At 70.8% G+C, this 26,942-nt stretch carries 27 protein-coding genes; 20 read left to right on the top strand and 7 right to left on the bottom strand.

Going from position 1 to position 26,942, the window contains the following annotated elements; translation table 11 throughout:
* Positions 1-62: 62 nt before the first annotated feature.
* The 6 genes from LCN96_RS35215 to dop all read left to right on the top strand — a co-directional run bounded on the left by LCN96_RS35215 (position 63) and on the right by dop (position 9,294).
* Positions 63-926, top strand: coding sequence for a tRNA (adenine-N1)-methyltransferase (locus LCN96_RS35215; RefSeq protein ID WP_225266746.1), 864 nt, complete (start codon positions 63-65; stop codon positions 924-926).
* Positions 927-1,130: 204 nt separating this feature from the next.
* Positions 1,131-2,894, top strand: a complete 1,764-nt coding sequence (gene arc, locus LCN96_RS35210; RefSeq protein WP_225266745.1) for a proteasome ATPase — start codon at positions 1,131-1,133, stop codon at positions 2,892-2,894.
* A gap of 191 nt (positions 2,895-3,085) precedes the next feature.
* Positions 3,086-5,347, top strand: coding sequence for a carbamoyltransferase HypF (gene hypF, locus LCN96_RS35205; RefSeq protein WP_225266744.1), 2,262 nt, complete (start codon positions 3,086-3,088; stop codon positions 5,345-5,347).
* An 84-nt stretch (positions 5,348-5,431) separates the two neighbouring features.
* Positions 5,432-6,523, top strand: a complete 1,092-nt coding sequence (locus LCN96_RS35200; protein ID WP_225266743.1) for a pyridoxal-phosphate dependent enzyme — start codon at positions 5,432-5,434, stop codon at positions 6,521-6,523.
* Positions 6,524-6,595: 72 nt separating this feature from the next.
* Complete coding sequence (locus LCN96_RS35195) at positions 6,596-7,693, top strand: acyltransferase family protein (protein WP_225266742.1); 1,098 nt, start codon at positions 6,596-6,598, stop codon at positions 7,691-7,693.
* An 86-nt stretch (positions 7,694-7,779) separates the two neighbouring features.
* Positions 7,780-9,294, top strand: coding sequence for a depupylase/deamidase Dop (gene dop, locus LCN96_RS35190; RefSeq protein WP_311131998.1), 1,515 nt, complete (start codon positions 7,780-7,782; stop codon positions 9,292-9,294).
* Between the two features lie 27 nt (positions 9,295-9,321).
* On the opposite strand, the gene LCN96_RS35185 is transcribed toward dop, so the two are convergent.
* On the bottom strand, positions 9,322-9,726 hold the full coding sequence (locus tag LCN96_RS35185) for a hypothetical protein (protein WP_225266741.1): 405 nt from the start codon (positions 9,724-9,726) through the stop codon (positions 9,322-9,324).
* Between the two features lie 145 nt (positions 9,727-9,871).
* Between LCN96_RS35185 and LCN96_RS35180 the strand changes: the two genes are divergently transcribed.
* Positions 9,872-10,081 (top strand): ubiquitin-like protein Pup, encoded by a 210-nt coding sequence (locus LCN96_RS35180; protein WP_148432818.1) that lies wholly within the window; start codon positions 9,872-9,874, stop codon positions 10,079-10,081.
* Between the two features lie 121 nt (positions 10,082-10,202).
* Here the strand turns inward: LCN96_RS35180 and LCN96_RS35175 are convergent, their stop codons facing one another.
* The 5 genes from LCN96_RS35175 to LCN96_RS35155 form a co-directional block, all read right to left on the bottom strand.
* On the bottom strand, positions 10,203-11,243 hold the full coding sequence (locus tag LCN96_RS35175) for a DNA polymerase IV (protein WP_225266740.1): 1,041 nt from the start codon (positions 11,241-11,243) through the stop codon (positions 10,203-10,205).
* A gap of 22 nt (positions 11,244-11,265) precedes the next feature.
* Positions 11,266-12,315, bottom strand: coding sequence for an ABC transporter ATP-binding protein (locus LCN96_RS35170; protein WP_225266739.1), 1,050 nt, complete (start codon positions 12,313-12,315; stop codon positions 11,266-11,268).
* On the bottom strand, positions 12,312-13,130 hold the full coding sequence (locus LCN96_RS35165; protein WP_225266738.1) for a carbohydrate ABC transporter permease: 819 nt from the start codon (positions 13,128-13,130) through the stop codon (positions 12,312-12,314). Before LCN96_RS35165 ends, LCN96_RS35170 begins: the two co-directional genes overlap by 4 nt.
* 73 nt (positions 13,131-13,203) lie before the next feature.
* On the bottom strand, positions 13,204-14,130 hold the full coding sequence (locus LCN96_RS35160; RefSeq protein WP_225266737.1) for a carbohydrate ABC transporter permease: 927 nt from the start codon (positions 14,128-14,130) through the stop codon (positions 13,204-13,206).
* The gene (locus LCN96_RS35155; RefSeq protein ID WP_225266736.1) at positions 14,105-15,475 is read right to left on the bottom strand and encodes an extracellular solute-binding protein; all 1,371 of its coding nucleotides are present in this window, start codon (positions 15,473-15,475) and stop codon (positions 14,105-14,107) included. Before LCN96_RS35155 ends, LCN96_RS35160 begins: the two co-directional genes overlap by 26 nt.
* Positions 15,476-15,691: 216 nt before the next feature.
* Between LCN96_RS35155 and prcB the strand changes: the two genes are divergently transcribed.
* The 9 genes from prcB (at position 15,692) to LCN96_RS35105 (ending at position 23,300) form a co-directional block, all read left to right on the top strand.
* Positions 15,692-16,540 (top strand): proteasome subunit beta, encoded by an 849-nt coding sequence (gene prcB, locus LCN96_RS35150; protein WP_397351771.1) that lies wholly within the window; start codon positions 15,692-15,694, stop codon positions 16,538-16,540.
* A gap of 21 nt (positions 16,541-16,561) precedes the next feature.
* Positions 16,562-17,383 carry a proteasome subunit alpha gene (prcA, locus tag LCN96_RS35145; RefSeq protein WP_225276127.1) on the top strand — a complete coding sequence of 274 codons (822 nt, stop codon included), beginning with the start codon at positions 16,562-16,564 and terminating at the stop codon, positions 17,381-17,383.
* Between the two features lie 245 nt (positions 17,384-17,628).
* Positions 17,629-18,150, top strand: coding sequence for a hypothetical protein (locus tag LCN96_RS35140; protein WP_225266734.1), 522 nt, complete (start codon positions 17,629-17,631; stop codon positions 18,148-18,150).
* 140 nt (positions 18,151-18,290) lie between these two features.
* The gene (gene pafA / locus LCN96_RS35135) at positions 18,291-19,649 is read left to right on the top strand and encodes a Pup--protein ligase (RefSeq protein ID WP_080037257.1); all 1,359 of its coding nucleotides are present in this window, start codon (positions 18,291-18,293) and stop codon (positions 19,647-19,649) included.
* 95 nt (positions 19,650-19,744) lie between these two features.
* Complete coding sequence (locus tag LCN96_RS35130; protein WP_225266733.1) at positions 19,745-20,698, top strand: FKBP-type peptidyl-prolyl cis-trans isomerase; 954 nt, start codon at positions 19,745-19,747, stop codon at positions 20,696-20,698.
* Between the two features lie 159 nt (positions 20,699-20,857).
* The gene (locus LCN96_RS56830; RefSeq protein ID WP_263657359.1) at positions 20,858-21,754 is read left to right on the top strand and encodes an FKBP-type peptidyl-prolyl cis-trans isomerase; all 897 of its coding nucleotides are present in this window, start codon (positions 20,858-20,860) and stop codon (positions 21,752-21,754) included.
* A gap of 45 nt (positions 21,755-21,799) precedes the next feature.
* Entirely contained in the window at positions 21,800-22,123 is a 324-nt protein-coding gene (locus tag LCN96_RS35115) for a hypothetical protein (protein ID WP_225266732.1), read from the top strand.
* 9 nt (positions 22,124-22,132) lie between these two features.
* A complete protein-coding gene (locus LCN96_RS35110) occupies positions 22,133-22,789 on the top strand; it encodes a helix-turn-helix transcriptional regulator (RefSeq protein ID WP_225266731.1) in 657 nt (218 codons plus the stop codon).
* 16 nt (positions 22,790-22,805) lie between these two features.
* Positions 22,806-23,300, top strand: coding sequence for a DUF3291 domain-containing protein (locus LCN96_RS35105; protein WP_225266730.1), 495 nt, complete (start codon positions 22,806-22,808; stop codon positions 23,298-23,300).
* Here LCN96_RS35105 and LCN96_RS35100 read toward each other — a convergent pair.
* A complete protein-coding gene (locus LCN96_RS35100) occupies positions 23,246-24,313 on the bottom strand; it encodes a DUF3866 family protein (RefSeq protein ID WP_225266729.1) in 1,068 nt (355 codons plus the stop codon). The genes LCN96_RS35105 and LCN96_RS35100 overlap by 55 nt on opposite strands.
* A gap of 38 nt (positions 24,314-24,351) precedes the next feature.
* Between LCN96_RS35100 and LCN96_RS35095 the strand changes: the two genes are divergently transcribed.
* The 4 genes from LCN96_RS35095 (at position 24,352) to tatA (ending at position 26,855) form a co-directional block, all read left to right on the top strand.
* Positions 24,352-25,302, top strand: a complete 951-nt coding sequence (locus tag LCN96_RS35095; RefSeq protein ID WP_225266728.1) for a helix-turn-helix transcriptional regulator — start codon at positions 24,352-24,354, stop codon at positions 25,300-25,302.
* Positions 25,299-26,264 (top strand): helix-turn-helix transcriptional regulator, encoded by a 966-nt coding sequence (locus LCN96_RS35090; RefSeq protein ID WP_225266727.1) that lies wholly within the window; start codon positions 25,299-25,301, stop codon positions 26,262-26,264. The genes LCN96_RS35095 and LCN96_RS35090 overlap by 4 nt, the downstream gene beginning before the upstream one ends.
* Positions 26,261-26,440 carry a hypothetical protein gene (locus LCN96_RS35085; RefSeq protein WP_225266726.1) on the top strand — a complete coding sequence of 60 codons (180 nt, stop codon included), beginning with the start codon at positions 26,261-26,263 and terminating at the stop codon, positions 26,438-26,440. Before LCN96_RS35090 ends, LCN96_RS35085 begins: the two co-directional genes overlap by 4 nt.
* A 64-nt stretch (positions 26,441-26,504) precedes the next feature.
* Positions 26,505-26,855 carry a Sec-independent protein translocase subunit TatA gene (gene tatA, locus LCN96_RS35080; RefSeq protein ID WP_225266725.1) on the top strand — a complete coding sequence of 117 codons (351 nt, stop codon included), beginning with the start codon at positions 26,505-26,507 and terminating at the stop codon, positions 26,853-26,855.
* The last annotated feature ends 87 nt before the right edge of the window (positions 26,856-26,942 follow it).

Below are 26,942 nucleotides of genomic sequence, written 5' to 3'. Positions count from 1 at the left end.
GGAACACCCCCCATAGATATCGTGCGTCCGGACGCGCTCAAAAGCCCTATACCCTTGCCGCCATGGGTTTCCGCAGGCATGGGCCATTCCAGGCAGGGGATCAGGTGCAGCTCACCGACCCCAAGAACAAGCGCCACACGATCACGCTCAAGGAGGACGGCGTCTTCCACACCCATAAGGGCGCCATCCCCCACAGCGACCTGATCGGGCAGCCTGAAGGCTCCGTCGTGCGCTCCTCCGGCGGCACCCAGTACCTCGCCTTCCGCCACCTCCTCCAGGACTACACGCTGGCCATGCCGCGCGGCGCGGCCGTCATCTATCCCAAGGACGCCTCGATGATCGTCGGCATGGCCGACATCTTCCCCGGCGCCCGCGTGATCGAGGCGGGCGTCGGCTCCGGCGCGCTGACCTGCTTCCTGCTGCGCGCCGTCGGCCCCGAGGGACACGTCACCTCCTACGAGCGGCGCGAGGACTTCGCGGACGTGGCGCGCAAGAACGTGCAGAAGTTCTTCGGGTCCGAAGAAGGCGGCCCGATGGACGACAACTGGCGCCTGGTCGTCGGCGACCTGGTGTCCTCGATCGACGAGGTGGACGTCGACCGCGTCATCCTCGACATGCTCGCCCCGTGGGAGTGCGTGGACGCCGCCGCCAAGGCGCTCACGCCCGGTGGCGTGATCTGCTGTTACGTGGCCACGACCACCCAGTTGTCCAAGACGGTCGAGGTGATTCGCGATCACGGGTGTTTCACCGAGCCGCATGCGTGGGAGACCCTGGTTCGCGACTGGCATGTCGAAGGACTCGCGGTCAGGCCCGATCACCGGATGATCGGCCACACCGGGTTCCTCGTCATCGCCCGGCGCATGGCCGACGGCGTGACCCCGCCGCCGCGCCGTCGTCGACCGAAGGGGACCACTGAAGAACTATGACAATTTGGCCACGAGGGTGCGTTGGTGCGTGACACGGGAACAGATCGCCGTGTTCATATGCTGGGAGTATTAAACGCACTATTGGGGATTATTCAACGAATACTGAATGTCACTCTACGAACACTGCCCGGCCAGGTTACGGAGGGGCCCGAGATAGGTAAGGTCCTTAGTAGTCGCCCTCGACTGGGAAGGAGGTGACGGGGCGTGGCAGCTCGCGATGATGCTGAGGCTCGAGCCGCGCAGCGCGAACGGGAGGTCGCTGATCTTTCAACACAGGTCTCCTTCCTCCAGGAGGAGATCACCGCGCTGAGGCGGAAGCTGGCCGAGTCACCCCGTCAGGCCAGGGTCCTCGAAGAGCGTCTTCATGAGGCACAGGCGAATCTCGCGGCCGTGACAGGCCAGAACGAGCGTCTGGTGGCAACCCTCAAGGAGGCCAGGGACCAAATCGTCGCTCTCAAGGAGGAGGTCGACCGGCTGGCGCAGCCGCCATCCGGCTTCGGCACCTTCCTGGAGGCCAGAGAAGACGGCACGATCGAGGTGTTCACCGGAGGGCGCAAGCTCCGGGTGAACGTCAGCCCGGCCGTCGACGTCGACTCGTTGCGGCGTGGCCAGGAGGTCATGCTCAACGAAGCGCTCAACGTGGTCGAGGCGCTCGGCTACGAAGAGGTCGGCGAGATCGTGATGCTCAAGGAACTGCTCGACGAGGGCAAGCGCGCCCTGGTGATCTCGCACGCCGACGAGGAACGCGTCGTGCGACTGGCCGAGTCGCTGGTCGGCCAGCCCATCAGGGCAGGAGACTCGCTCCTGCTCGAACCTCGCTCCGGCTACGTCTACGAGCGCATACCCAAGTCCGAAGTCGAAGAGCTGGTGCTCGAAGAGGTCCCCGACATCTCCTACGAGGAGATCGGCGGCCTCATGCGGCAGATCGAGCAGATCAGGGACGCCATCGAGCTGCCCTACCTGCACGCCGACCTGTTCCGCGAGCACAAGCTCCGTCCCCCCAAGGGCGTGCTGCTGTACGGGCCGCCCGGATGCGGCAAGACGCTCATCGCCAAGGCCGTCGCCAACTCCCTGGCCAAGCAGGTCGCGGAGAAGACCGGCCAGTCCGGCAAGAGCTTCTTCCTCAACATCAAGGGTCCGGAGCTGCTCAACAAGTACGTCGGTGAGACCGAGCGGCACATCCGCCTGGTCTTCCAGCGGGCCCGCGAGAAGGCCTCAGAGGGCACCCCGGTGATCGTGTTCTTCGACGAGATGGACTCGATCTTCCGCACCCGAGGCTCCGGCGTGTCCTCCGACGTGGAGAACACCATCGTCCCCCAGCTGCTCTCGGAGATCGACGGCGTCGAGGGCCTGGAGAACGTCATCGTCATCGGCGCCTCCAACCGCGAGGACATGATCGACCCGGCGATCCTGCGGCCCGGCCGCCTGGACGTCAAGATCAAGATCGAGCGGCCGGACGCCGAGGCGGCCAAGGACATCTTCTCCAAGTACCTCGTCTCCGACCTGCCCCTGCACCCCGATGACCTGGCGGAGCACTCCGACTCCCGCGAGGCCACCATCCAGGGCATGATCCAGAGCGTCGTCGAGCGCATGTACCAGGAGAGCGAGGAGAACCGCTTCCTGGAAGTGACCTACGCCAACGGCGACAAGGAAGTCCTGTACTTCAAGGACTTCAACTCCGGCGCGATGATCCAGAACATCGTCGACCGGGGCAAGAAGATGGCCATCAAGCAGTTCCTCGAGAGCGGCCAGAAGGGCCTGCGGGTGCAGCACCTGCTCACGGCCTGCGTGGACGAGTTCTCCGAGAACGAGGACCTGCCCAACACCACCAACCCCGACGACTGGGCCCGCATCTCCGGCAAGAAGGGCGAGCGGATCGTCTACATCCGCACGCTCGTCTCCGGCAAGCAGGGCACCGAAGCCGGCCGGTCCATCGACACCGTCGCCAACACCGGTCAGTACCTGTAGAACCCCTGGACGGCAGGGCCGAGCGGGCACGTCCCGCCCGGCCCTGCCGCCTGTCAGGGGCCGGGCCCGCCACCGTCACGCCCCGCTTGTCCCGCGATGGTGAGAAACCTCCCGCGCCGGAGACACGCAGAACGCGCGGCGACACGGCCGATACGCATGCACACCACCCCGATGAGGCGCACACTGGCCCTGTGACCACGCTCAAACGAGTGGACGTGCACGTCGAAGGCATCGTCCAAGGGGTCGGCTTCCGGCCCTTCGTCTACTCGCTCGCCAACCGGCTCGGCCTCGCCGGACGCGTGCACAACGACGTCAACGGCGTGCACATCGAGGTCGAAGGAGCGCACGCGGGCGTCGAGGAGTTCCTCACCGCGCTCGAACGCGACGCCCCCGCCCTGTCCGCGATCGAACGCGTCACCGTCGTCAGCGGCGAGCCCGCCGGCCACAGCGGCTTCACCATCGCCACCAGCGACCCCGCGGGCCCCCGCCGCGCCCTCGTCTCCGCCGACACCGCCACCTGCGACGACTGCCTGCGCGAGCTGGCCGACCCGGGCGACCGCCGCCACCGCTACCCGTTCGTCAACTGCACCAACTGCGGCCCCCGCTTCACCATCGTCCGCGGCGTCCCCTACGACCGGCTCCTGACCACCATGGCCGGCTTCGGCATGTGCGCCGACTGCGCCCGCGAGTACCACGACCCCGGCGACCGCCGCTTCCACGCCCAGCCCACCTGCTGCCCCGCCTGCGGGCCCCGGCTGCTGCTGCGCGACGCGCGCGGCACCGAGCTGTGCGGCGACCCCGTCTCGTGCGCCGCCGTGCTCCTGCGCGCCGGCCGCGTGGTCGCCGTGAAGGGCCTCGGCGGCTACCACCTCGCCGTCCTGGCCTCCGACGAGCGCGCCACCGCCGCCCTGCGCGGGCGCAAGCACCGAGAGGAGAAGCCGTTCGCCGTCATGGCCGCCGACCTCGCCCAGGCCCGCCGCCTGGCCGAGATCGACGACACCGCCGCCGCGCTCCTCACCGGCCGCGCCCGCCCCATCGTGCTGCTGCCCCGCCGCGACGGCGCCTCCGTCGCCCCCTCCGTCGCCCCGGGCAACCGCAGCCTCGGCGTCATGCTGCCGTACACGGCCCTGCACCACCTCCTGCTCGCAGAAGTCGCCGAGCCGATCGTGCTGACCAGCGGGAACGTCTCCGACGAGCCCATCGCCTACGAGGACGACGACGCGCTCACCCGCCTCGGTGGCATCGCCGACGCCTTCCTCACCCACGACCGCGCCATCCACCTGCGCGCCGACGACTCCGTGCTGCGCCCGCTGCCCGGCGCGATCACCGTGCTGCGCCGCGCCCGCGGTTACGCCCCCGAGCCGCTCGCCCTGCGCCGGCCCGTCCCCAGGCCCGTCCTGGCCTGCGGCGCCGAGCTGAAGAGCACCTTCTGCCTGGCGCAGGGGCGGCGCGCGTTCGTCTCCCAGCACCTCGGCGACCTCGAGAACCACGACACCCTGCGCACCTTCGTCGAGGGCATCGACCACTACTGCGGCCTGTTCGACATCCGCCCCGAGATCGTCGCCCACGACCTGCACCCCGGCTACCTGTCCACCCGGCACGCCCTGGAGATCGGCGGCGTCGAGCACGTCGGCGTCCAGCACCACCACGCCCACATCGCCGCCTGCCTCGCCGACAACGGCGACCCCGGCCCCGTGATCGGCGTCGCCTTCGACGGCCTCGGCCACGGCACCGACGGCACCCTGTGGGGCGGGGAGTTCCTGCGCGCCGACCTGACCGGCTACGAGCGGCTCGGCCACCTCGCCCAGGTTCCCATGCCCGGCGGTAACGCCGCGATCAGGCAGCCCTGGCGGATGGCCGCCGCCTACCTCCGCGACGAGCACCCCGGCCTCGGCGTGGCCGAGCGCAACGCCGACCGCTGGGCCGAGGTGCTGCGCCTGGCCGCCACCGGGCTCGACTCGCCGCTCACCTCCAGCGCCGGCCGCCTGTTCGACGCCGTCTCGGCGCTGCTCGGCATCCGCGACAAGATCACCTATGAGGGGCAGGCCGCGATCGAGCTCGAACAGCGCGCCGACCCGGCGGAGACCGGCGCCTACCACGCCGCCATCACCGCCTCCGGCCCCGGCCCGCTGATCGTCGAGGGCGGCGATCTCGTCCGGGCCGCCGCCGCCGACCTCGCCGCCGGCACCGACCCCGGCGTCATCGCCGGCCGCTTCCACAACGGCGTCGCCGCCGCCATCACCCACACCTGCGTCGCCCTCAGGCATGACACCGGCCTGACCGCCGTCGCGCTGTCGGGCGGCGTCTTCCAGAACGCGCTGCTCCTCGACCGCACCGTCCAGCGGCTGCGCGCGGCGGGCTTCCGGGTGCTCAAGCACGTGCGGGTGCCGCCCAACGACGGCGGCATCAGCCTCGGGCAGGCCGCCGTCGCCGCCGCCCTCGACCGGTCGTGACCGCGCGGCACCCGCCTCCGGCGCCCCGGCGACACGGACGCCCGTCCCCGGTCCTGCCGCCGCCCCGCGCCTAGCATGTCGATCATGGAATACCTCAACCCGGCGCGCAGCCCGTACACCGATCAGGACCACGAGCTGATCGGTGTCGAGCACGCCCGCCAGGCCCGCGCCCGCTTCGCCCGCCACCCCGACTACCGCCCCACCCCCGTCCACACCGTCCCCGGCCTGGGCGGGGCGGGCACCGCGTACGTCAAGGACGAGAGCGGGCGCATGGGGCTGGGCAGCTTCAAGGCGCTCGGCGGCGCGTACGCCGTGCACCTGCTGGCCGAACGGGACGGCGGCGGCGCGCCGTTCGTCTGCGCCAGCGCCGGCAACCACGGCATCTCGGTCGCCGCCGGCGCGGCCGAGGTCGGCGTGCCGTGCGTGGTCTACCTCAGCGAAGGTGTGCCCGAGGCGTTCGCGCGGCGGCTGCGCGGGCTCGGCGCCCAGGTGCGGCGCGCCGGGCACGACTACGAGACGAGCATGACCGCCGCCATGGCCGCCGCGCAGGAGAACGGCTGGCGGCTCGTCGCCGACAGCTCGTGGGACGGCTACACCGCCGTCCCCCTGGACGTCATGCGCGGTTACAGCGTCCTGTTCGACGAAGTGGCCGACCCCGGCACGTTCCCGCCCTCAGGAAGCGCCACAGCGCCGCACGCGGGTCCTTCCGGCGGTCCTGGCAGCGCGGCGCCCACGCACGTGTTCGTGCAGGCGGGCGTCGGCGGGCTGGCCGCCGCAGCGGCGGGATACGTCCGCGACCGGTGGGGCGAGCAGCCGAGGATCGTCGTCGTGGAGCCGGACGGCGCGCCCTGCCTCATCGACAGCGCCCGCGCCGGCGAGCCCATCCGCGTCGGCGGCCACCCGACCAGCCTCGGCAGGCTCGACTGCCGCGAGCCCTCGCTCCTGGCCCACCGGCTGCTGTCCCACCTCGCCGACCTCTATCTCACCATCACCGACGAGCAGGCCGCCGCGGCCACCCGCGTGCTCGCCGCCGCCGGCGTCGCGCTGTCCGGCTGCGGCGCCGCCGGAGCGGCCGGGCTGCTCGCGCTCACGCCCGCCGCCCGCGACGCGATCCGCCTCGACGCGTCCTCGCGCGTGCTGCTCGTGGGAACAGAGGGACCAGTGGAACCAAAGTGATCGAAGTGACGTCAAAGGGGCGTGCAACCTCCCAACCGGTCCCGGTCCAGACACGCCCGAGGAGACGGCCGGTTGGCCGAGCTCGACCTGTTGCGCTTCCTCGCGGCGCTCGCCGTCGTCGCCTTCCACTACCTGGTCGCCTACGCGTCCGTGTGGGGGGACCGGCCCGCCGAGCTGTTCCCCGCCTTGGCACCCATCGCCGGGCTCGGCATCCTCGGCGTCGAGCTGTTCTTCATCATCAGCGGCTTCGTCATCCTCATGACCGTGTGGGGGCGCGGGCTCGGCGCGTTCGCCCGGTCCCGGCTGGTGCGCCTCTACCCCGCGTACTGGCTCAGCCTGGCCGCCATCGCCGCCCTCTACGGCCTGACCGGAGCCAAGGCGCTGGACCCAAAACTTTCCCCAGGTGAATACCTGCTGAACGCCAGCATGTTCCAGCGGCTGTTCAAGGTCACCGACGCCAGCGGCGTCTACTGGTCGCTCTGGGCGGAGCTGCGGTTCTACCTCCTGATCGCCATCCTCGTGATCATCGGCGTCACGCGCGGGCGCGTCCTGGCCTTCTGCGGCATCTGGCTCGCCGCCGCACTCGGCGTCAAGATCCTCGAGGAGAACGGCCTCTTCGAGAACGAGATCATCCGCGAGGTCGTGATGCCCGGCTACGCCGGATACTTCGTCGCCGGCATGGCCCTGTATCTCGTGCACAAACGCGGCGGCGGCTGGCTGCCCTGGCTCTACGTCGCCGTCTCCTACGGCCTTTCCCTCCACTCGGCGCTCGGCCGGGTGCACGGCCGGATCGAGCTGGCCGGGTTCAAGAACATGCCCGTCACGGACGTCAGCGTGATCATCACCCTGACGCTGATCTACGCCGTGATGGCCCTCATGGCACTCGGCATGCTCCGGATGCGCAGCTCCCGGACGCTCACCGCGCTCGGCGGCACGACATACCCGCTTTACCTCTTCCATAGCGTCATCGCGGTGGCCCTCATCCCGCTGCTCACCGGCGACCTGCCCCCCTGGGCCGTGGCCACGATCACGACACTGGTGTCGATTCTCGTGTCGTATCTCGTCTACTCCTTTGCCGAACGCCCCATCCAGCGGCTACTCAAGCCCCGCAGACCTACACAAACCCCATCAGCTCCCGCCGTACAGATGGAAAAGACGTCGGTGCCATAACTCTGTGGCCCTGGGGCACTGTGAAGGGCATAGGCTCGGGCATATAAACGGCGGATAGACAGACCCGGACGAACAGAGGGTGTTGCATGACGGTGCGTCGGGTGATGGGCATCGAGACCGAGTACGGCATCTCCGTACCCGGCCAGCCAGGCGCCAACGCGATGGTGACCTCCTCACAGGTCGTGAACGCCTACCTGGCCGCCTCGGCGGCCCGCGCGCGCAGAGCACGATGGGACTTCGAGGAGGAGAACCCGCTCCGCGACGCGCGCGGCTTCGACCTGGCACGGGAAGTGGCGGACCCCAGCCAGCTCACCGACGAGGATCTCGGCCTGGCCAACGTCATCCTCACCAACGGAGCCCGGCTCTACGTCGACCACGCCCACCCCGAGTACAGCTCGCCCGAGTGCACCAACCCCCGGGCAGCCGTCATCTGGGACAAAGCCGGCGAGAGAGTGATGTACGACGCGGCCACCCGCGCGTCCGCCATCCCCTCCAACGCCCCCATCCAGCTCTACAAGAACAACACCGACGCCAAGGGCGCCTCCTACGGCTGCCACGAGAACTACCTGATGCGGCGCGCCACCCCCTTCGCCGACATCGTCAGGCACCTCACCCCCTTCTTCGTCTCCCGCCAGGTCGTCGTCGGCGCCGGCAAGGTGGGCATCGGTCAGGATTCGCGCGGCGAAGGCTTCCAGATCAGCCAGCGCGCCGACTTCTTCGAAGTCGAGGTCGGCCTCGAGACCACGCTCAAGCGGCCCATCATCAACACCCGCGACGAGCCGCACGCCGACCCCGAGAAGTACCGCCGCCTGCACGTGATCATCGGCGACGCCAACATGTCCGAGATCTCCACCTACCTCAAGCTCGGCACCACCGCCCTCGTCCTGGCCATGATCGAAGAGGGCTTCCTCACCCGCGACCTCGCCGTCGACAACCCCGTACAGGCACTCAGGGCCGTCTCCCACGACCCCACCTGCCGCTACGAGATCCCCATGCGCGACGGCCGCAAGCTCACCGCCGTCCAGCTCCAGATGGAATACCTCGAGCAGGCCCGCAAGTACGTCGAGGAACGCGGCACCGCCCAGGACGAGATGAACAAGGACATCCTCGACCGCTGGGAGTCCGTCCTGACCCGCCTGGCCGAAGACCCCATGCAGCTCTCCCGCGAGCTCGACTGGGTCGCCAAGCTCGAACTCCTCGAGGGCTACCGCAGCCGCGACGGCCTGGCCTGGTCCCACCCCCGGCTCCAGCTCGTCGACCTGCAGTACTCCGACATCCGGCCCGACCGGGGCCTGTACAACCGCCTCGTCGCCCGCGGCCGCATGCAGCGGCTCGTCAGCGAGGAGGAGGTCCAGCGCGCCGTCGAGAGCCCGCCCACCGACACCCGGGCCTACTTCCGCGGCCGCTGCCTGAGCCAGTACAGCGAATCCGTCGCCGCCGCCTCCTGGGACTCCGTCATCTTCGACATCCCCGGGCGCGAGTCGCTCCAGCGCGTCCCCACCCTGGAGCCGCTGCGCGGCACCAAGGCCCACGTCGGCGAGCTCTTCGACCGCTGCAAGACCGCGGCCGACCTCGTCTCCGCCCTCACCGGCGGCGAATGACCATCTGACACCCGCGGGATCGGCCTCCTAGAGCAGGCCGATCCCCAGCATGAGCGTGCCCGCCGCCAGGCACACGCCCCCTGCCATGGTCAGATAGATCAGCTTGCTCGGCTTCGTGTCGCCCGGGCGGATCACCGAGAGGAAGAAGCCCAGGGGCATCAGGATCGGCGCCGCCACGATCAGCGCGCGCGTGAGCGTCTTCAGCGCCTCCGGCAGGCCCGACTGGTCCACGTACAGCATCGCCACCAGCGCGAACAGCACCAGCACGCCCGCATGCGCGTGACCGGCCCGCCACAGGCCGCGGCGGACCGGGTTGTCCAGGTAGCCGGGGACGTTCCTCATCAGGAACGACAGCAGCGTGACGCCGCCGTAGGCCACTCCGGGGACTGTGATGAGGAGCACACCCGCGGTGCTCAGGGACGAAGGGGACATCTCAACCTCCTGTGGGTACAGGGGTTCATTGTTAGATAGGAATGCTATCTAGTCAAGCGCGCAAGATCGCTGGGCGTTCGGCGCGAAATGTCGGCTCGTTCGGGGAAGATATGCCTAGAGGCAGTCCCCCAAGCGGAGGTAGGACATGGCAACCAAGGACACCGGCGGGCAGAAGCAGGCCGGGCGGCGCGAGTCCGAAGTCGAGGAGACCGAGGCTTCGGCGGCGCCGGATGTGCAGGAGCGGCAGGAGAAGCTCACCGACGATGTCGACGCGATTCTTGACGAGATCGACGAAGTTCTCGAAGAGAACGCAGAGGAATTCGTGCGCAGCTACGTCCAGAAGGGCGGAGAGTAGAACAAAACGGACGCGCATGCTCGCCCGTCAGGGCGGGCTCTGCGCCGTTCACCGGGCCGTTCACCGGGCCGTTCGTGCGTGAATCACGGTTCTTCGGGGCGGTGACGGGGGTGGGGTGAGCTCAGCTCCCGGGCATCGTGTACTCGACGGCCACGCCGATGAGGCGGACCGGGTGGGTGAGGTCGTGGCGGTCGAGGATGTCGAGGGCTGTCCGGGTGACGACGGCGGGATCGGTGGTGGGGGCGGGGAGCTTCGTCTGGCGGGTGCGGGTCAGGAAGGGCGTGGTGCGCAGCTTGACGGAGACGCGGGCGATCTCGCGGCCGGCGTCGACGGCGTCCTGGGTGACGTGTCCGGCCAGGGCGATCAGGTGGCGGGTGAGGTCGGCCCTGTCGGTGAGGTCGCGGGGGAAGGTGGTCTCGCGGCTGTGGCCGCGGGCGATCCACGGGGTGGTGACGACCTCGGCCTCGCCTTTGCCGAGGGCGAGGTAGCGGTACCAGGGGCCGTTGGTGGGGCCGAAGTGGCGGGCCAGGTCGGCGGGGTCGGCGGCGGCCAGGTCGGCGACGGTGTGCAGGCCGAGGGCGGCCAGTTTCCTGGAGATTCTGGCGCCGATGCCCCAGAGCGCGTCGGTGGGGCGCTCGTTCATCTGCTCGGCCCAGCTCTCGGTGGTGAGGCGGTGGACGCCGGCGGGTTTGGCGAAGGCGGAGGCGAGCTTGGCCTGGTGCTTGTTGTCGCCGATGCCGATGGAGCAGTCGAGGTGGGTACGGGCGCGTACGGCGTGCTGGAGGTCGGCGGCCAGGGCCTCGGGGTCGTCGGTGGTGGCGCCGAGGAAGGCCTCGTCCCAGCCCCAGACCTCGACGAGGACGGGGAACTCGCGCAGCACCTCCATGACGCGCGCTGAGGCGGCCTCGTAGGCGGGCGGGTCGCTGGGCAGGAAGACGGCGTCGGGGCAGCGCCGCAGTGCGGTGCGCAGCGGCATGCCGGAGTGCACGCCGTGTTCGCGGGCCTCGTAGGTGGCGGTGGCCGCGACCGTGCGGGGCTGGGTGGGATCGCCTGAACCGCCGACGACGACGGGTCTGCCGCGCAGCTCGGGGTGGCGCAGGAGTTCGACCGCGGCGATGAACTGGTCGAGGTCCAGGTGCAGGATCCAGTTCCTGGTGGCCATGGTGTCCAGTATGGCGGCGGTGTCAGCGGGTGGTGTGGAGGGTGCCGTCGCGGTAGAGGAGGGCGCGGCGGGGCACGGCCCAGGCGGGGGTGCCGAGCGGTGGTTCGTCGCCTTCCGGGACGACGAGCTGGATGAGGGGGCCGGGCGTTTCGAGGGTGACGAGGGTGTGGGTGCCGAGGTTCTCCAGGACGGAGATGGTGCCGGGGAAGGCGTCGGGGCGTTCGGCGGGGGAGAGGGTCATGTATTCCGGCCGTACGCCGTAGGTGAGGTCGTCGTCGCCGGTGAGGCCGTCGGGGAGGGGGAGGGTGGCGCCGGCGACCTGCAGGCCGGTGGGGGTGGCGCGGGCCTCCAGGAGGTTCATGGGGGTGGAGCCGATGAAGGAGGCGACGAAGGTGGTGGCGGGGCGGTGGAAGATCTCGGCGGGGGTGGCGACCTGGATCATGCGGCCGCCGTCCATGACGGCGATGCGGTCGGCGAGCGCGAGGGCTTCGGCCTGGTCGTGGGTGACGAAGACGGTGGTGACGGCGAGCTCGCGCTGCAGGCGTTTGAGGAAGGTGCGGGCTTCGAGGCGCAGGCGGGCGTCGAGGTTCGACAGGGGCTCGTCGAAGAGGAAGGCGGTGGGGTGGCAGGCGATGGCGCGGGCGAGGGCGACGCGTTGCTGCTGGCCGCCCGACAACTCGGCGGGGCGGCGGCGCAGGAGGCCGGTGAGGCTGAGGCGGGCGGCGACCTCGGCGGCCTTGGCGTCGCGCTGGGCGCAGGGGACCTTCCTGATGCGCAGGGGGTAGGCGATGTTGGCGGTGACGTCCATGTGGGGGAAGATCGCGTAGTCCTGGAAGACCATGGCGACGTCGCGCTGTCCCGGGGGCAGGGCGGTGACGTCCCTGTCGTCGAGGCGGACGGCGCCGCCGGTCGGGGTCTCCAGGCCGGCGATGGTGCGCAGCAGGGTGGTCTTGCCGCAGCCGGAGGGACCGAGGAGGGCGAAGAACTCGCCGTCGGCGATGGTGAGGTGGATGTCGTCGAGGGCGCGGACCCCGCCGGGGAAGATCTTGGTGAGGGCGTGCAGGGTGATCACCGTTTGATCCCTCCGTGGAAGCGGAAGCCGTAGCGCTGTGAGACGAAGAGGTACATGGCGACGACGGGGAGCGAGTAGAGCAGCGAGAAGGTGGAGATGAGGTCCAGCCTGGGGGAGCCGCCTTCGGTGTAGAGGGTGTAGAGGATGACGGACCCGGGGGCCTTCTCCGGGTCTCTGAGCAGGACGAACTGGAACAGGAAGCCGCCCCAGACGCTGGCCAGCGCCCAGACGGCGATGGTGGCCAGGCCCGGTCTGACGAGGGGCACGACGATGTGGCGCAGGATCTGCAACGGGCCGGCGCCGAAGACGCGGGCCGACTCCTCGTAGGAGGTGGGGGTGTCGTCCATGAAGTCCTTGAGGATGAAGATGGCGGCGGGCAGGAGGCCGCCGGAGACGACGAGGACGACGCCGAGGTGGGTGTCGATGAGGTCGAGGCGGGTCGCCAGCTCGAAGATCGGCACCATGGCGGCGGTGCCGGTGACCACGGACGACAGCAGGAGGAGCAGGTAGAGCAGGGCGTCGCGGCCCGGCACGCGGACGCGGGAGAGCGCGTAGGCGGCGAGTGCGGCCAGGACGACGACGAGCGCGGCGGCGCCGCCCGCCTGGATGAGGGAGTTGACGATGGAGCCGAGGGCGTAGGGGTTGTCCAGGATGGCGGTGAAGTTGCGGAGCGTGAACTCGGGGATCGAGGTGGTGATGGTGGGGGTGTCGTCGAAGGGGGCGCTGGCCAGCCAGAGCATGGGCAGGGTGAAGAAGGCCAGGACGACGGCGATGAAGACGGTGGCGGCGAGCCTGCCGACGGTGTGGCGGATCATGTGACGGGCTCCCGGCTGCGGTGACGGGCGGGTGACCGGTGACGGCGTGGGGGCGCGCGGTGGCGGCTGGCGGTCATGCGGGCGGGCCTCCGAGGGCGGCGGCCTCCTCGTGGCGGCGCCGGCCGCGCAGGAGCCGCAGGTAGGCCAGGGCGAAGAGGAGGTTGATGAGCAGGATGAGGAAGGAGATGGCGGCTCCGGCGCCGAGCTGGCCGTCCCTGAGCGCGACGCGGTAGACGTACACGGGCAGGATCTCCGAGCGGCCCTCCGGGCCGCCGCCGGTCAGGACGAACGGCGTGAAGTCGTTGAACGTCCACAGGCTGATGAGCAGCACGTTCGTCAGGATGTGGCGCCGGATGAGGGGCAGGACGACGTCGCGGAGCTGCTGCAGGACGCCGGCGCCCGCCAGGCGGGCGGTCTCCAGGTGGGAGGGCGGCACGTTCTCCAGGGCGGCGGAGTAGAGCATCATGCTGAACGCGGTGCCGCGCCACACGTTGAACACGATGATCGACAGCAGCGGGTGGTCGAGCAGCCAGGCGAAGCCGGGGGTGTGCAGGAGGGCGTTGAGCGTCCCGTCGTCGCGGTCGAGCAGGGCGAACCACAGGAAGCCGACCACGGTGCTGGGCAGGATCCACGACAGCAGCACGACGCCTTCCACGGCGCGGCGCACGGGGCCGGTGCGGCCGCGCAGGACCCAGGCCAGGGTGAAGCCGAGCCCGGCCTGGCCGATGATGGCCGAGCCGCCGACGTACAGGACGGTGAGCCACAGCGACGACAGGAAGCGGGGGTCGGTGAGGGCGCCGGTGTAGTTGTCGACGCCGACGATGCGGGGGTCCGCGGCGGCCAGGCCGGTGAGGCGGTAGTCGGTGAGGCCGAGGTAGATCGTCCACAGGGCGGGCAGGAGCAGGAAGACGGCGATGAGGGTGAGCGCGGGCAGGACGAACGCGATCGCCCTGCCCCTGCCGAGCCCGGCGGCGTCAGCCGGCGATGTTGGCCGCGCCACCGACGATTCCCTCGAGTGTGCTCTGGTAGGCGGTGGCGGCCTGGTCGGGGGTCCTGCCGCTGACGACGGCGGCGGTGGCCTCCTGCAGGGCGGCGGAGACCTGCGGGTAGACGGCCACGCCCGGCCGGTAGGCGGTGAGGGGCAGCACCTCGTCGGCGATGTACTTGAGCATGGGGTCGGCCGTGAGCACCTCGTCGTTGACGTCGGTGCGGGCGCTGATGCGGACCTGCCCGGCGAGCTGCGACTTGGTGGCGGCGGCCGAGTGCATGAAGGCGAGCAGGTCCCAGGCGAGCCTGGGGTTCTTGGAGAACGGGTTGAGCACGCGGACGGCGCCGCCCGACATGCTGACGAAGTCCTGGCCGCGGATGCCGGCGCCGGGCTGCTTGGCGGGGATCTTGGCGTAGCCGACGGCCTGGTCGCGGTCCTTCATGGGGGCGACGCCCGCCTGGGGCTCGATGACGGAGCGCCAGAAGTAGTCGCTCTCGGCCAGGATGGCGATCCTGCCCTCGGCGAACTGGGCGAAGGACTTGTCGCGGCCCTTGGCCTCCTGCTGGAGCCTGGGGTCGCCGAGGCCGCTGCCGCCGTAGATCTGCTGGTAGAGGCCGAGCGCGTCCTTCAGCGGCTGTGCGGCGCCGGTCCACTTGCCGCCGGTGTAGATCTCGGCGCCGGCGCCCGCCAGGAGGGGCAGCAGGCCCTGCATGGTGGTGGCCTCGCCCATCGCGGTGCCGGCGTTGAGCTGGATGGGGACGGGCACGCCCGCGGCCTTGAGCCGGGTGCCGGCGTCGATGATCTCCCGCCAGCTCGTGGGCTGCCAGGTCTCCGCCAGCCCGGCCTTCCTGAACAGGGTCTTGTTGTAGAACAGGACGCGGCCGTCGGTGCCCTGGGGCAGGCCGTACTTCTTGCCGTCGAAGATGCCGAGGCCCTGCACGGCCTGCGGGATCTGGGCCCAGCCCTCCCACTGCTCGACGGTGGGGCCGCCGACCTCGGTCAGCGGCTTGATGTAGCCCGCCTGAGCGAACTCGCCGACCCAGATGCCGTCGAGGTCGATCACGTCGGCGCCGGTCCTGGACTTGAGGTCGAGCGCGATCCTGGTCTTGTACTGCTCGTCGTCGACGCCGCTGCCCTGGAACAGGACCTTGACATGGGGGTGGGTCTTCTCGAACTCGGGGATCACCCACTGTTTGATCCACTGGGCGGACTCGGCGTTCTTGCCGCCCTCGATGGAGTTGGCGGCGATGGTGAGGGTGACGCTGCTCTCGTCGGCGCTGCCGCCGCCGGTGCCGCAGGAGGTGAGGGCCAGTGCGGCGATGATCCCGAGCAACGCGGGTCGGCTGGGGAGTCGCATTGTCGGCCTCCTGTTCAGGATGTGCAGACATACCGACAGTCGCATGGGCCGTGGCGGGCGTAAAGGAACGATCTGAACACGGACCTTCGGCGCTTATCGGGCCTTTCTGGCGTGCTCGGGGAGGTGGTTCGCCGTGAGCTGATCGTGGGAAGTGCAGACAACAACCCAACATGAGTAGGGTCGCCCTAGGAACACTGAACGTTTGGAGGGAGTCGCGTGGCATCGCACAGGGATCTGCCCGTCGGCTTGGTGAATCATCTTTTCCAGAACACCGGAAGTTCCTCGTTCACCGAGTTTGTCGGCTCGTACGCGCCCGACTTGCTGCCGCGGCGGGATGAGGTGCTGGCCACGCCGATCGGTGACCAGGTTCCGCACGCGACCACGATCGTGGCCGCCACCTTCGCCGGTGGCGTGGTCATGGCGGGCGACCGGCGCGCGACGTCGGGCAACATCATCTCGCAGCGTGACGTGGAGAAGGTGTTCCGCGCCGACGACTACTCGTGCATGGGCATCGCGGGCACGGCCAGCACGGGCATCGAGTTCGCCCGCCTCTACCGGGTCGAGCTCGAGCACTACGAGAAGGTCGAGGGCCGCTCGATGTCGGTCCAGGGCAAGGCCAACCGGCTTGCCACCATGATCAGGGGCAACCTCGGCATGGCGATGCAGGGGCTGGTGGTGGTGCCGCTGTTCGCCGCCTACGACCCCGACAGGGACGAGGGCCGCATCTTCAGCTACGACGTGGCGGGCGGGCCGTACGAGCGGGAGAGGTTCGACGCGATCGGGTCCGGCTCGATCTTCGCGCGCGGCTCGCTGAAGAAGCTCTACCGCGACGGGGCGTCGGCCGACGACATGGCGATGACGCTGATCCAGGCGCTGTACGACGCCGCCGACGACGACTCGGCGACCGGCGGGCCGGACGTGACGAGAAAGATCTGGCCCATCGTGTCGGTGATCGACGCCGACGGCTTCCGCCGCCTGTCGGAGGAGGAGGTCTACGGCTACGTGCAGCAGATGCTCGAAGCCCGCCTGATCTCGCCCGACGGCCCCATCGCCCCGCTGCGCTAGAAAGGACCTCCACACGTGTCCATGCCTTTCGGATATGCGTCCCCCGAGCAGATCATGCGGGACAAGGCCGACTACGCGCGCAAGGGCATCGCGCGGGGCCGGTCCGTCGTCACGCTGCAGTACGTGGACGGCATCCTGTTCGTCGCGCCGAACCCGTCGCGCGCGCTGCACAAGATCAGTGAGATCTACGACCGCATCGGGTTCGCGGCGGTGGGGCGCTACAACGAGTTCGAGGAGCTGAGGCTCGGCGGCATCCGCTACGCCGACATCAACGGCTACACCTACGACCGCTCCGACGTGACGGGCCGCGGCCTGGCCAACCTGTACGCCTCCAACCTGGGCCGCATCTTCACCGAGTCGATCAAGTCGCTGGAGGTGGAGGTCGTCGTCGCCGAGGTGGGCGACACCAAGGAGGGCGACGCCATCTACCGGCTGACCTTCGACGGGTCGGTCTTCGACGAGCACGGCTTCGCGGCCATGGGCGGCCAGGCCGAGGCGGTGGCCGGCCGGCTGAAGGAGCGTTACCGCGAGTCGATGTCGCTGGCCGACGCGCTGGAGGTGGCGCTGACGGCGCTGACCGAGCCGGGCGGCGAGCGGCCGCCGGTCGGGCAGCTGGAGGTGGCGGTGCTCGACCGCAACCGCGAGCACCGCAAGTTCCTGCGGCTCACGGGGGCGCGGCTGGAGCGGCTGCTGGCCCAGACCAGCAAGTCGCCCGCGGCCCCCGCCGCGCCGCCTACCACGCCGCCTACCACGCCGCCTGCCGCGCCGCCGCAGGGCTCCGGTGACACGCCGCCGCCCACGGGGCCCGAGGGAGACGTGGACGACGGCTCCTCGCCGCTGTAGGACGCGCTGTAGGGCCGCTTGCAGAGGCGCTGCAGGAGCCTCTCGGGCGGGCGCAGGACGGTCATGACGGGGATCGCCATGGTGCGGCGGTCCCCGTCGCTGTTCATCGCCATGGTGGGGTTCCCCGTGGCCGTTCATCGCCATGGTGAGGGTCCCCGTGGCCGTTTGCGGGGAGCGGTCCGGGTGTGACCTGTTTCACTCCCGGACGCCCGAACCCCACCCGGAGATCGCGGATCTTATGATCCGTGAACACTCCCTTGCGTGGCCTCCTGGCGGCCGGTGCCGCGGCGGCCGTGATGCTCACCACCCTGCCCGCCGGGGCCGCCACCGCGTTCCCCGACTACAAGCCGCCGAAGATCTTCGGCACCACGTTCCAGGCCGACCCGGAGCACGACTTCACCAAGCGCATCCACTCCCGCCGCGACGGCATCCTGCGCGGCTGGATCACCTACGTGCGGGGCGGCGTGGCCGAGTACGAGCCGATCAGGTGGAAGAAGGGCACCCGCACCGAGGGGCACTTCGAGGGCCCGCCGGAGGGTGACGTCAGGGCGTACGCCTCGCCCATCGCCACGAACGTGATCTTCCTGTCGGCGTACGGCTGCAAGACGCCCGCCGCGGACCTGACCGTCAGCCGCAAGACCGGCCTGGGCGCCAAGCGCTGCTCCAGGGCGACGCTGATCAAGCGGCACGGCAAGACCGGCCACCCGTCCCTGATCACCGTGTACAAGGGCAAGATCGTCCAGGTTCAGGAGATCTACACCCCCTGAGCGGCGCGCCGCGGCACCCGCGCCCCGTGGGGGCGGGCACGGGGCCGAAAGCGGGGCAGAGGTGGTCGTTCGCGGCCCGGGAGGGAAAACACCTGCCAAGATCTCTCCCGCTGGCCGATCCGTGGGCATAGTGTGAGGTGATGGATCGTCGCATCTTCGGGCTGGAGAACGAGTACGGCGTGACCTGCACGTTCAGGGGGCAGCGCAGGTTGTCCCCCGACGAGGTCGCGCGCTACCTGTTCCGGCGGGTCGTGTCCTGGGGCCGATCGAGCAACGTCTTCCTCCGTAACGGCGCGCGTCTCTACCTCGACGTGGGCAGCCATCCTGAGTACGCAACACCCGAATGTGACAACGTCATCGAGCTCGTCACCCACGACAAGGCGGGCGAGCGCATCCTTGAGGGCCTGCTCGTGGACGCCGAGAAGCGGCTGCGCGAAGAGGGCATCGCCGGTGACATCTACCTGTTCAAGAACAACACCGACTCGGCCGGCAACTCCTACGGCTGCCACGAGAACTACCTGGTCGGCCGGCACGGGGAGTTCGGCCGGCTGGCCGACGTGCTGATCCCGTTCCTGGTGACGCGGCAGATCGTGTGCGGGGCGGGCAAGGTGCTGCAGACGCCGCGCGGCGCCGTCTACTGCGTCTCGCAGCGGGCCGAGCACATCTGGGAGGGCGTCTCCAGCGCCACCACCCGCTCGCGCCCGATCATCAACACCAGGGACGAGCCGCACGCCGACGCCGAGCGGTTCCGCCGCCTGCACGTCATCGTCGGCGACTCCAACATGAGCGAGACCACGATGCTGCTCAAGGTCGGCGCCACCGACCTGGTGCTGCGCATGATCGAGTCGGGCACGGTGATGCGCGACCTGTCGCTGGAGAACCCGATCAGGGCCATCCGCGAGGTCTCCCACGACATGACGGGGCGGCGCCGGGTGCGCCTGGCCAACGGGCGCGAGGCGTCCAGCCTGGAGATCCAGCAGGAGTACCTGTCGAAGGCGAAGGACTTCGTCGACCGCCGCGGCGGCGACGCCATCGCGCACCGGGTGCTGGAGCTGTGGGAGCGCACCCTCAACGCGGTCGACACGGGCAACCTCGACCTGGTCTCGCGGGAGATCGACTGGGTGACCAAGTACCAGCTCATCGAGCGGTACCGGCGCAAGTACGACCTGCCGCTGTCCTCGCCGCGGGTGGCGCAGCTCGACCTGGCCTACCACGACGTGCACCGCAAGCGCGGCCTGTACTACCTGCTGCAGAAGCGCGGCTCGGTGGAGCGGGTGGCGTCCGACCTGAAGATCTTCGAGGCCAAGTCGGTGCCGCCGCAGACCACGCGGGCGCGGCTGCGCGGCGAGTTCATCCGCAAGGCGCAGGAGAAGCGGCGCGACTTCACCGTCGACTGGGTCCACCTCAAGCTGAACGACCAGGCGCAGCGCACGGTGCTGTGCAAGGACCCGTTCCGCAGCGTGGACGAGCGGGTGGACAAGCTCATCGCGGGCATGTAGGCGGGCGGCGCCGGACGTGGGGCGCGGTTTACCACGGCCCTACCGGGCTGTCAGGTAGTGTGGCGCGAATCTGACGTCTTTTCCGAGGGAAACCCATGCGCCGCGCTCTGGCCGTATCGGCCGCCGTGCCATTGATCTTGTTCGCCGCAGCGTGCGGCTCCGACGGCGCCACCACGGGCGCCACCACCGGCACCGCCGCCACCGCGAGCACCTCCGCCGCGCCGTCGGGGGTCAAGGTCGCCGGGAACGTGGGCGCCAAGCCCACGGTGACCTTCCCCTCCGGCACGCCGGCCACCAAGTCGTCGTACGAGGTGATCCAGCCCGGCACCGGCGCCGGCGTCAAGGCGGGCGACCGCGTGATCGTCAACCTCACCGTCTACAACTGGGACGGCAAGGGCAACGCCGTCCAGGGCTCCTCCTACGACACCAAGGCGCCGGAGACGATCGCGGTCAACCAGCAGCTCCCGCAGGTGCTGCAGGAGGGCTTCACCAAGGTCAAGCACGGCGGCCGGCTGCTGGCGGTGCTGGCCAACGACTCGGTCGCCCAGCAGCAGACGACGCCGGCCGAGCCCACCAAGGTATTCGTGTTCGACGTGGTCGGCACCCAGCCGGCGGCGCTGAAGGCGGCCACCGGCAAGGAGACGGGCGAGTCCATCAAGGGCGTCGAGGTCGTCAGCCCCGGCGGCGAGAAGGCGCCCACGCTGACCACCAAGACCGGCGAGAAGCCGTCCAAGGAGCTGGTCGTCAAGACGCTCATCCAGGGCACCGGGGCCAAGGCGCAGGCCAACCAGACGCTCGTCGTGCACTACACCGGCAAGATCTGGGGCACCGACCAGCAGTTCGACTCCAGCTGGGAGCGGGGCGAGCCGGCCGAGTTCCCGCTCGCGCAGGTGATCCAGGGCTGGCAGAAGGGGCTGGCCGGGGTGCCGGTCGGCAGCCGCGTGGTGATGAGCATCCCGCCGGAGCTGGGCTACGGCGCCCAGGCGCAGCAGGGCATCCCCGCCAACAGCACGCTGGTGTTCGTCGTGGACGTCCTGGCGGCCTACTGACGGCCGGAAGCGCCGGTCGCCTGCTGACGTCCTGCTGACGTGACGGCCGGAAGTGCCGGTCGCCTGCTGACGGGCGGTCCGGTGTCGCGGTAGCATCGCGAGCCCGGCGGCGCGCCCCTGAGGCGGGTGCCGCCGGGCCGTTCCGTGCTGGGAGGACCGATGCGCCGTGCCGCCGCGTCGCTGTTGCTGGCGCCGCTGCTGCTGGGCGGCTGTACGAGCGAGGCCGCCGGAGACCTGGGCCTGAGCGTGGGAGGCGCGTTCGGCGCCCGCCCGACGATCGACTTCCCCGACGGCAAGCCGGTGGCCGGGCTGCAGGTGGACGAGCTGGCCACGGGTGAGGGCGAGCGGCTCGACGGCGACGACGTGGCGATCGTCCAGTACACCGCGCATGTGTGGGACGGCAGGGACAACCGCCTGGTCGACTCCAGCTTCAACCGCGGCACCCCGGCGGCGTTCCCGCTGGGCGAGCTGCTGCCCGGCCTGGAGCGGGCGCTGAAGGGCCGCACGGTGGGCAGCCGCGTGATCGCCGCCATCCCGCCGCAGGACGGGTTCGGCCCGAACCCGCCGCAGGGCGTGGCCGCCGGCGAGGAGCTGTTCTACGTCGTCGACATCCTCGGCGCGCACCGCAAGGGCGCCTCGGTGGAGTCGGCGGGCGGCACGCTGGCCGGGGTGAAGGTGGGCGGCGGTGCCAGGCCCGCCCTGGCGGTGCCCGCGGGCCCGCCGCCGGCCAGGTTCGCGGCCAAGGTGCTGGCCAGGGGCGACGGCCGTCCGGTGCGCGCGGGGCAGCTCGTGGTCGCCCAGTACGAGGCCGCCGTCTGGAGCCGCCGCCGGATCTTCGAGGCCACCTGGGCGGGCGGCGGGCCGAAGGCGTTCAAGCTGGGCGACGGCAGCGTCATCAGGGCCTGGGACAAGGCCCTGTCCGGGGTGCCGGTCGGCAGCCGCGTGCTGATGATCGTGCCGCCCGCCGACGGGTACGGCCGCGCCGGCCATCCCGCGTACGGGATCAAGGGCTCCGACACGCTCGTCTTCGTGGTGGATCTCCTCGCCGCCTACTAGGGCAGGATGAATGCCATGATCCGCGCATTCATCGTCACAGCGTCCGTGTTAGCGCTTCTGGCGGCCGGGACGCCCGCCGCCGGCGCCTCCGCCGGCCCGCCGTTCTGCAAGGGCGTCAAACCCTGTGTGATCGGCGGTGACGCGGGTGCCACCTGGGTGCTCGCCGCCGCCTCCTCCCCGGCCAGGGCCCGCGCCACGGCCGCCCGGCTGCTGCGCAACGCCAAGGCCGTGCACCGGCAGTACGGGGCGCCGGAGTGGATCGACCTCCGGGTGATCAAGAAGGGGGCGTGCTGGCGCAGGTACGGCTCGGGCAAGGTGGAGGCGAGCCGCTCGTGCACGTACAAGCACGTCGAGCGCGAGCTTTCGTAGACTCCCGCTGTGAGTAGCGACGACCTCGAGGCGCTGGCCCTCCTGCACGACCCCGTCCGCCGCAGCCTGTACGACGTCGTCGCCTCCCGGGGCGGCGACGTCGGCCGGGGGGAGGCCGCCGAGGCGGCGGGCGTGTCCAGGACGCTGGCCGGGCACCATCTCGACAAGCTGGTGGAGGCCGGGCTGCTGGAGAGCGGGTTCCGGGCGCAGGAGAAGAAGGGGCCGGGCAGCGGCCGGCCGGCGAAGGTCTACCGCAGGGCCAGGGGCGAGCGGTCGGTGAGTCTGCCGCCGCGCGACTACGCCACTCTCGCCTCGGTGCTGGCCGGCGTGGTCGAGACGCTCGGCGCCGAGGAGCAGGCCGAGCAGGTGGCGCGCGGGGCGGGCGCCAGGATCGCCAGGGCCCATCCGGGGGAGCCGGTCGAGCGGGTGCTGGGCGAGCGCGGCTACGAGCCGTACGCGGAGGGCGGGAAGCTGCGGCTGCGCAACTGCCCGTTCCACGTGCTGGCCGAGGAGCAGCCGCTGCTGGTGTGCTCGATGAACCTGGCCCTGTGCCAGGGGCTGCTGGAGGGGCTGGGCGACGACCCCGGCAGGGCCGCGCTGGACCCGCGGCCGGGGGAGTGCTGCGTCGCTCTAAAACAAACTGATATTGACATAGAAGGCGGGTGATGGTGTGCTGAGCCCCATGAACCCGCCTGCCATGCATCTCGCCGAGATCAACATCGCCCACCTGCGCGCCCCCATCGACAGCCCCGAGCTGGCCGAGTTCGTCGCGCAGCTCGAACCGATCAACGCCGTCGCCGACTCGGCCCCCGGGTTCGTGTGGCGCCTGAAGGAGAGCGAGAGCGACCCCACCGCCACCGTCGTGCACGAGTACGGCGACCACCTGCTGATCAACTTCTCGGTGTGGGACTCGCTGGAGTCGCTGTGGAACTACACCTACCGCAGCGAGCACCTGGCCGTGCTGAGGCGGCGCAGGGAGTGGTTCCTGCGCATGATGGAGCCCTACATGGTGATGTGGTGGGTGCCCGCCGGTGAGATCCCCACGCTGGCCGAGGGGATACGGCGGCTGGAACGCCTCAGGAGCGAGGGGCCGAGCCCCGAGGCGTTCACGTTCAAGGACGCCTACGACAGCAGCGAGGCCGTCAGCCTGCCCGCCGCCGCCGCGGTCAGGAAGTAGGCCAGGTCCTCCTCCAGGCTCCTGCCCATCGTCGACAGCCTGACCGGCGAGGCCTCCAGGGCCTCGCGCAGGCCGTCCACCGGGACCGGCACCAGGCGGTGCCGCACGGCGAGCAGCTCGGCCTGGTCCCTGACCCGCACCCCGAACTCGCCCGGCAGGTCCGGCACCGGCACCTGCGCGGGCGTCAGCGCGACGCGGCCGTAGGCGGTCAGCGAGTGGTGCGAGACGCCGTAGTGGCGCTCGCGCCGGTCGCCCTCGCTGACCCGCAGCGACGCCACCGGCAGGCCGCGCAGCACGCCCGCCGCGTTGACCGCCTCGCCCGCCGCCACCCCCGAGAAGCCCCACCGGGTGCCCGTGCCCAGGTTGCCCGGCCCCTGCGTGACGATCGCCACCTCGGCCTCCAGCACGTGCCTGGCCGCCAGCAGCCCCGTGTGCACGGTGACCGCCTCCAGGTCGCCGCCGAACGACTGGCCCACCGTCACCACGCCCGCCAGCCAGCCCTCCTCCCGCAGCCGGGCCGCCGCCATCGAGAACCACACGGGCAGCGCGCCGCCGTCCTGCATCACGTACGCGACCCGCACGCCCCGCCTGGCGGCGTACAGTCCGCACAGGATCGGGGCCAGCGCCGAATGCAGATCGGCCACGATCACCGGCATCCCGTCGAGCGAGTCGGCCTCCCGCAACCTGGCGTGATACGGGGAATCCTGCTCGTCGGCGCCCTGCACCGTGGCCTGCAGCGGGGTGTACCTGGCCTTCACCAGGTGACCCGGACCCTCGGGATCTTCCGGCAAACGGTTCGGGACGGCCACCACCATGGCGTAACCTCCCGTACCGAGACCCATCGCGAGCGCGGTCGTGTTGAGCAGCACCTCATCGCCGGGTTCCGGGCGGCCCACCAACGGTGGATACGCCAGCGCCCGGCACTCCCCCTCGGGGACGGTGACGTCCAGCTCCACCGCTCCCGGCCACTCGCGTCGGATCCGTACGACCTCGCCTCTGCGCCATCTGATCACGGGGGCAGGGTAGCGTCGATGAAGGAGGAGTGAGGCAGATGTCGCGCCGGAAGACAGAACGGTTGCTCAATCTGGTGATCTGCCTGCTCGCCACCCGGCGCCCGCTGTCGGCCGAGCAGATCCGCCAGGCCGTCCCCGGATACGACCGTGATGGCGACGAGGCGTTCCAGCGCATGTTCGAGCGGGACAAGAACGAGCTGCGCGAGATCGGCATCCCGATCGACGTCGTGCGCGACCCGTGGGAGGACGAGCCGGGCTACCGGATCGAGCGCGAGTCGTACGAGCTGCCGGAGATCACCCTGGAGCCGGACGAGGCCGCCGTGCTCGGCCTGGCCGCGCAGGTGTGGCAGCGCGCCAGCCTGGCCGAGGCCGCCTCCGGGGCGCTGCTGAAGCTGCGGGCCGGCGGCGTGGCCACCGACCAGCCGGTCGGCACCGGCGCGCTGGAGCTGCGGGTGGACACCCGTGACCCGGCCTTCCCCGCGCTGTGGGACGCCGTGCGCGACCGGCGCGTGGTCCGCTTCGACTACCGCGGCGCCGGCAGCGAGACCGTGCGCGGGCGCACCGTGGAGCCGTGGGGCGTGGTCAGCAGGCGCGGCCGCTGGTACCTGGCGGGGTACGATCGCGACAGGGACGCGCCGCGCGCCTTCCGGCTCAGCCGCATCGCCGGGCAGGTCGCCGCGGTCGGCAAGCCGGGCGCCGTCGAGGTGCCCGAGGGCATCGACCTGCGGGCCATGGTGGGCTTCCCCGACGAGACGACCGACGAGCGGGTCGCCGTCGTCCGCGTGCGCCAGGGGGCGTGCGAGGGGCTGCGGCAGCTCGCCAGGGCCGTGCACCCCGGCACCGACGGGTGGGACGAGGCCGAGCTGGCCTTCACCGACCCCGAGCGGCTGGCCGGGTGGATGGCCAGCCTCGGCGCCGACGTCGAGGTGGTCGAGCCGCCGGACGCCCGTGAGGCCGTGATCAGGCGTTTGAAGGGGGCTCTGGCATGAGTGGTTCGGCGGATCGGCTGCCGAGGTTGCTGGCGCTGGTGCCGTACCTGATGTCCCATCCGGGGGCGCAGGTCGGCGAGGTGGCCGACGTGTTCGGGCTGAGCGAGAAGCAGCTCATCGACGACCTGCAGCTCGTGTGGATGTGCGGGCTGCCCGGGCACACCCCCGGCGACCTCATCGACGTCTCATGGGACGGCGGCGAGATCCTCATCGACAACGCCGACACCATCGCCAGGCCGCTGCGGCTCGGCATCGACGAGGCCAGCGCGCTGCTGGTGGCGCTGCGCATGCTGGCCGCCACCCCCGAACTCGCCGAGGTGCCCGGTGACGCCCTGCCCCGCGTCACCGCCAAGCTGGAGCGGGCCGCCGGCGAGGGCGCCGCCACCGTGAGCACCCAGGTCGCCGTCGACGTGGACGCCGCCCCCGACGCGCTGCCGCGCGTGCGCGAGGGCCTGACCAGGGGCAGGCGGCTGTCGCTGCGTTACTACGTGCAGGGCCGCGACGAGGTGACGCCGCGCGAGGTGGACCCGATGCGGGTCGTGGTCGTGGACGGCCGCGCCTACCTGGAGGGCTGGTGCTACCGGGCCGAGGCGATGCGATTGTTCAGGCTGGACCGGGTGCTCGGCGTGGACGTGCTCGACGTGCCCGCCGACCCGCCCGCCGAGGCCGAGCCGCGTGACGTGACCGCCGGGGTCTTCCGGCCGTCGCCGACCGACGAGCTGGTCGAGCTGGAGCTGAGCGCCGCCGGGCGGTGGGTGGCCGAGTACTACCCGTGCGAGCAGGTCACCGAGCTGGGTGAGGGGCGGCTGCGGGTGGCGCTGCGGGCCCGCGACGAGGACTGGATTCTGAAGCTGGCGCTGCGCCTGGGCGACACCGGCCGGGTCGTCTCGCCGCCCGACATGGCGGAGACGGTGCGCGAGGAGGCCGAGCGCGCCCTGGCCCTGTACGCTCACCACTCATGACGTGGATCTTCGTGTCCGTGGGGCTGGGCGTGGCCGGGCTGGTCGTGCTCGGCGTCGCCGGTGCCCGCGTCGTCGCCGCGGCACGTACTCTGAAGAGGGAAATCGCCGCGGCGCAGGCGCAGCTTGAGCCGAGGCGAGCCAGATTGAGTGGCCAGATTGACGGGCCGAGGGGATGAGACCACGCCCCAGGCAGCGTACGATCGTGGCTGAAACAGGCACTCGCTCACAAAAGGACGTTTCATGCCGAACCTCGGAGTTCCTGAACTTCTGATCATCGCACTCGTTCTCGTGCTGCTGTTCGGGGCGAAGAAGCTGCCCGAGATGGCCCGGGGCGTCGGCCGGTCGCTGCGCATCTTCAAGTCGGAGACCGCCAAGCTGCGCGACGACGACGACGCGGACACCCAGCACCACGTCCAGGCCCAGGCGCAGGCTCCGGCCCAGCCGCAGCCGCAGCCCCAGCCCGTGCAGCCGCAGCAGATCCAGGCCGCCCCGGCGCCGGCGCTCTCCGCGGAGGAGCAGGCCCGCCAGCTCGAGGAGCAGGCCGCCAGGCTGCGTGCCAGCGCCGCCCCGCAGGCGGACAAGCACGCCTGATCCCCATCCCTCCTCGTCACCTGGACTGCTAGATGGCGCTGCTCAAACGGTCGAGCAACACGGCACCCGACCCCGAGGGTCGCATGC

The sequence above is a fragment of the Nonomuraea gerenzanensis genome (assembly GCF_020215645.1).
Lineage (GTDB): Bacteria > Actinomycetota > Actinomycetes > Streptosporangiales > Streptosporangiaceae > Nonomuraea > Nonomuraea gerenzanensis.
Note: the sequence above shows the minus strand (reverse complement) of the source record. Positions and strands in the feature narration are given on the sequence as shown.